This is a genomic window from uncultured Kocuria sp., from assembly GCF_947500125.1.
GTDB lineage: Bacteria > Actinomycetota > Actinomycetes > Actinomycetales > Micrococcaceae > Kocuria.
The window spans coordinates 1-4,999 of sequence record NZ_CANMRA010000065.1; the positions used below are offsets into that span (position 1 = coordinate 1).

Sequence of the window (4,999 nt, forward strand, 5' to 3'; positions counted from 1 at the left end):
GAGTCTCCCCAGCGCAAGGGTGGCAGTGCCAAAGCGACGGTTCACGGCGTCGATCAACTCACCAAGGGGTGCTGGTTGTTCGATGACGCCGGGCAGGACAGGCACGGCCCCCTCGCGGGCGAGGTCCATACAGAGGATGCCGGCGCGCATGTACTGCATCCCGTGCACCAGCTTGGGCGCCAGGGCCGCTCGGGCCGCGGCCACCAGGGGGGCCGGCTCATTGGTGGGCACCCCCAGCCGCACGTGTGCGGAGACATTGTGTGAGGGTCCCGGGCGGTGCGGGGAGGTGCTGGCGAACACCGTGAACCGTCCGGTCACCTCGCCTTCTTTACGCAGCCGGCGGGAGGCGCGCTGGGCGAACTCCGCCACGGCCTGCCCGACAATTTCGGGCTCCCAGATGGGGTCGGGGAAAGACCGACTGACGAGAATCTGCTGTTTGCTGGCTACTTCTTCTTCGACCGGGATAGCCGGATAACCATTGAGCTCCAGCACGGTGCGCATCTGCACGATAGAGAACTTGTGGCGGATGGCCACCGGGTCCGCATCACGCAGGCCGGCGATGGTCTCGATGCCCATCGCCTCCAGCCGCTTGGCCAGCCGCCCGGCGATCCCCCAGACCTCGGTGACAGGCAGGGCCGCCATGAGCCGGTCCCAGTATCCGTCCGGGGCCTGGTCCCAGTGGACCACCCCGTGCGTGGCGGGCAGCTTCTTGGCGGTCTCGGTGGCGATCTTCGCCCGCGTCTTGGAGCTGGCGATGCCGATGCTCACGGGCAGCCCGACGTTGCGGGCCACGGTGGCTTTGAGCCGGCGCGCCCACCGGACCTGCTCGGCCGGGGTGCCCTCGGGCGGAAGGAGGAAGCACTCGTCGATGGAGTACACCTCCTGCCCCATCGCGTGGCGGGCCAGCAGCAGCATCACCCGCTCCGACAGGTCGGCGTAGAGCTGGTAGTTGGAGGACCGCTTTTCCAGCCCCCAGCGTTTCGCGTCGGCGCGCAGCTGGAACCAGGGGTCACCCATCTTGATCCCCAGGGCTTTGGCCTCGGGGGAGCGGGCGACCACGCATCCGTCGTTGTTGGAGAGCACCACCAGGGGCTTGCCGGCCAGGGAGGGCTCGAACAGGGCCTCGCAAGAGGCGTAGAAATTGTTAACGTCCACCAGGGCAATCACGGGTTACCACCTTGTCCAGCCTGGCTAGTGCAGTTTCCGGGAGTGGACGTGGTGGATCGAGTAGGTCACCACACCCCATACCTGGAGCTGGGTCATCGAGGGAATCGTGATGTCGGGGTAGGCGGGGTTCTCGGCGTGGAGGACCACGCCGTGGTCGTGGACGTGCAGGCGTTTGACGGTGAATTCGTCGTCGTAGACGGCGATCACGACATCACCGTGTTTGGGGGTGATGGATCGGTCCACGAGGATTTCGTCGCCGTGGTAGATCCCTGCTCCTTCCATGGAGTCTCCGGTGACCCGGAATGCGTAGGTGGAGGTGACGTCTCTGATCAGGACCTCGTTGAGGTCGATCCGGCCGTCGTCGAAGCTGTCCTGGGCAGGGGAGGGGAAGCCAGCCGGGACGCGGACCAGGACCGCAGAGACCAGCACGGGGCGGTCAATGGTGAGCGGAACTGGGTGTCTCATGCCGCCAGGATAGAACACCTATTCGACACCAAAGCCATTATATCCGCTTAGATCGTACATATATGCGGTTTGACTGGTGCGGACGGGGCGGATTCTGCCCCGCCCACCGGACACGCCAAGGGGGACCGGCTACGGAGTCGAGGCGGCCGCAGCAGCTGCCTCGTGCTGGCCGGCGGCGATCTGGGCGGCCCAGCGTTGCCGGAACTGCTGACGGGGGCCAGGAAGGAGAGAGGACGCGGGGGCGGTGTGGGCGGGCGCGCAGTGGGGTGCCGGCAACCAGAGCGATTTGCGATGTCGTAGGTGGGGCCCCGCCATGGGATTCAGCGGGGCCCCGTACGTCCATGAAGCGGCCAAGCCTGGACGCACATCGATGAGGGCACCTGCCTGCCGGTGGATTGTCTTTCACGTCCAGCAGGTTCCAGGCGGCGCATCGACGTAGTCAGGGTAGGAGCCGGAACTGGGTCTTACCTCGACACAGCACCGCAGAAGACAACTACTCACGCAGCTCATGGTGGACAGTTCCGCCTAGTCGGTGGTGTAGCTAGGGGAGGGCATCAAGGCAAACCTCGATGAATACTGCGCCCTGAACGGCAACGCATCCTAGAGGGCCAGGCGTCCACTGTTGCTCTCTGGGTGGTGGATTACGGTTGTCCGCGGCGTTCTTGGGAGCGTCGGGCGAGCTCGTCGAGGTCGATGTCACCGGCTACGTAGCGGTCGGTGTCAGCCATGGCCGCCGGGGTGGGGGCGAGGTCTTCCAGCACCGCATGATGCCAGCTCATCTCCGCGGCCAACACTTGCTGGAGCTGTTCGCGGGCATCGGCAGCTTCGGACTTCGGTTCGCTGAGGAGGATGTCCACCGGGGGTCCGACCATGGTGCCCAGCACTGCCGTGGTCACGGCCACACCTATGACCAGGACCCCCAGCGCCCCCAAGGTATGGGCGGTCCCTTGCCGCGCGTGGAATGCACGACTCTCCCGCTTTTGTCGTTGTCGCATCAGCAAAAGGGTACGGGAGTGCGTTTCCCGGATCGAAACGCGGCGCATGCCTGGTGTTTGTCCAACGTTCGCCTGAACCGATTCGTCTCGTGCTTCCCTCGAGGGCCTTCCGAGGCGCCGTGGTCACGGGAGTAGACGCCTGCCAGCACGGGGAGGACACTGGGCGTCGGTGAAAGGCATCTCACCCGAAAGGCCGGGGCTTGTCCCGGTCTTTCGTCTGCCGTGGGGGCCGATGCTGTGGTCCCGGTGGACTCTCTCAGCGGGTGCCTGGCTTAAAAGGGGGCGGGCCCTGCCTAGTCGAGGGGGCGGCAGGGCCCGTCCGATGCCCGCACGGGGGAGGTGTCGGAACATCGTCGATCAGCATCTACTCCCGTGGCACGCAGGAATACGTCCATCTGCGGCAGGAGTACTGGCCGTTGCTGATCGATGTCCCCAGGGTAGGACACGTGTGCATTCGTGTACGTGGTGCGGTGGAAGGTGAAGCCGCGTGTCGGCCGGCGCTAGGTCGGGTAGGGAGCCGCCGGGGAGCACTCCGGCGGCTCCCCGGTAGGCAGGTGCGGCCATGGGGGGCAGTTCTCCTGTGCTGGGGGCGGGATCAAGCTAGCGGTGCGGCGGCGCGGCCGGCGGCAATCTGGGCGGCCCAGCGTTGCCGGAACGGCCGACGGGGGCCAGGGGCAGGGGAGGACGCGGGGATGGCCGCGGCGGCCGCTGTGCGGGCCGCGTAGCGTTCGGCGGCCGCGCGTGCTGCTGCCCGGCGCTGGGCGGCCTCGGCGGCGACCCGCTGATCCCGCGACCGCATCGGGGTGCCGTCGGGGTGGGTCCAGGCGCGCATCCTGGCGCCCAGCCAGGCGGCGGGGTTGTCGATGCCCTCCACGGTGAGGAAGCCGTAACGGGTGCCCTGAGGGGTCCAGTCCAGGGCGGTGAGCACGTCGGCGATGGTCCATCCGGCCTGGAAGAACGGGCGGCACACGCTCACGACATGGGCGGTGGTGAGCTGGCGCAGCACGATGGCTTCGTGCTGGAGCTCCAGGGCGGCCGCGCGCTGAGTCTCTTTCCGCGCCCGACGGGTCACCCGCTTCGTCAGAGGCTCCGTCGTTGCATGACGGGGCCACAGCGGGGCTGTACGACGACTCAGGGCGGCGACCACCTCGCGCCGCTGCGCGGCGCGCTTTTGGCTGGGCCGCGGCGTAGCCGCGTCCTTCAGGGAAAGCTCTTCGCGCGCGTGCGGGGAAAGATTCTCCCACTTCGTGGGGACCGGGGTGTCAGTTATCTCCACAGGCTCAACTGCCGGCTGGACGGTGTTGTGGATCAGCGCGTAGACGGGGGCCTCGCCGCGGGTGCGGCCGGTGGCGGCCGGGGTGCGCCCCGCGCTGCGGCCGGTGGCCACCACGGCCAGCAGCCCGGCCTCGCGCAGGTGGCGGATTACCCGCGCGACGGTGGAGCGGGAGCGGTCGATCTTCTCCGCGACCCAGTCCCAGGTCGTGCGCCAGGTGCGCGAGGCGGGGTCCTGCTGGTGGCAGATGATTTCCACCACGGCCAGCAGGTTCGCCCGGGCATCAGCGCGCAGGTGGTCGAGGCCGGCGTGGTCCAACACGGCCCGGCGCCAGGCGGCGACGTGCTTGGCGAGCTGGCAGCCCTTGGGCACCGCCCGCAGCACGACAGCCTTAGACCGCTCCTGCTCCACCCGCACACGACGGGTACGCGACGGGAACTCTTGGGGGTGCTGAGGTTTTGGCAGGTCAGCGGCCAACGTCACGTCGGCGGCACGGAGCCGGGAGGACTCCACATGGTGACGCGTCTCGGCTACACTAGGGGGCACAACAGTCCCCTGGTATTGGGTTCATGACAGATTCGATTCAGTTAGCTGTTGAACCAGCTGTCCCCGGTCGCCAAACTAGCGACAGCTGATTGACTTAGACGGCCCGCCCACCACGGCGGGCCGTCAGTCATTTAATGGTCAAGAGGTAGTTGGTCCTTGTCCTGGTTCTGCCGGTCGTCAATCAGGTTCGGCAGCCCATAGTCACGATCAACCAGAGCACCCACATAGTCAGCCTGGGACAGGCCCAGCGCAGCTGCCCGCTCCGCCACACGGCGGTGCTGAGCAGGCTTCACGCGCATGTTGAGTGCGACGCGCTGCCCGAACAGCTTGGGGGGTGTGTACTCCTTCATGTGCTCACCCTCTCACACTGCTTTTGCTAGCGCTAGGAAGTCGTTGGGCGTGTCACGTTGCTGACTGGCAGCCGCATCCACTCCATTGGACCCATGACGAGTCCAGCTCCCTTGCGGCGCGCTTCGTCCCTCGATTAGGGGACGCCTGTGGATTGGCACTTATCCGCGAGAACCCCCGGATACAGCAATCTTCCCCCTAGCGT

At 67.0% G+C, this 4,999-nt stretch carries 5 protein-coding genes; all 5 read right to left on the minus strand.

The features are described 5' to 3' along the window. Window positions 1-1,155: Y-family DNA polymerase (locus tag Q0817_RS19730; protein ID WP_298592108.1), on the minus strand; the 1,155-nt coding region annotated here is incomplete at its 3' end. A 36-nt stretch (window positions 1,156-1,191) separates the two neighbouring features. Continuing rightward, a complete protein-coding gene (gene umuD, locus Q0817_RS19735) occupies window positions 1,192-1,632 on the minus strand; it encodes a LexA family transcriptional regulator (RefSeq protein WP_062737464.1) in 441 nt (146 codons plus the stop codon). Window positions 1,633-2,273: 641 nt separating this feature from the next. Further along, on the minus strand, window positions 2,274-2,528 hold the full coding sequence (locus Q0817_RS19740; protein ID WP_298592111.1) for a hypothetical protein: 255 nt from the start codon (window positions 2,526-2,528) through the stop codon (window positions 2,274-2,276). A gap of 694 nt (window positions 2,529-3,222) precedes the next feature. Next, a complete protein-coding gene (locus Q0817_RS19745; RefSeq protein ID WP_298592114.1) occupies window positions 3,223-4,311 on the minus strand; it encodes a hypothetical protein in 1,089 nt (362 codons plus the stop codon). Between the two features lie 266 nt (window positions 4,312-4,577). Further along, window positions 4,578-4,796 carry a hypothetical protein gene (locus tag Q0817_RS19750; protein WP_062737455.1) on the minus strand — a complete coding sequence of 73 codons (219 nt, stop codon included), beginning with the start codon at window positions 4,794-4,796 and terminating at the stop codon, window positions 4,578-4,580. Between the last annotated feature and the right edge of the window lie 203 nt (window positions 4,797-4,999).

Excerpts from the sequence above, each read along its gene's own strand:
- Q0817_RS19750 (WP_062737455.1), bottom strand. The coding sequence starts at position 4,796 with ATGAAGGAGTACACACCCCCCAAGCTGTTCGGGCAGCGCGTCGCACTC.
- umuD (WP_062737464.1), bottom strand. The coding sequence starts at position 1,632 with ATGAGACACCCAGTTCCGCTCACCATTGACCGCCCCGTGCTGGTCTCT.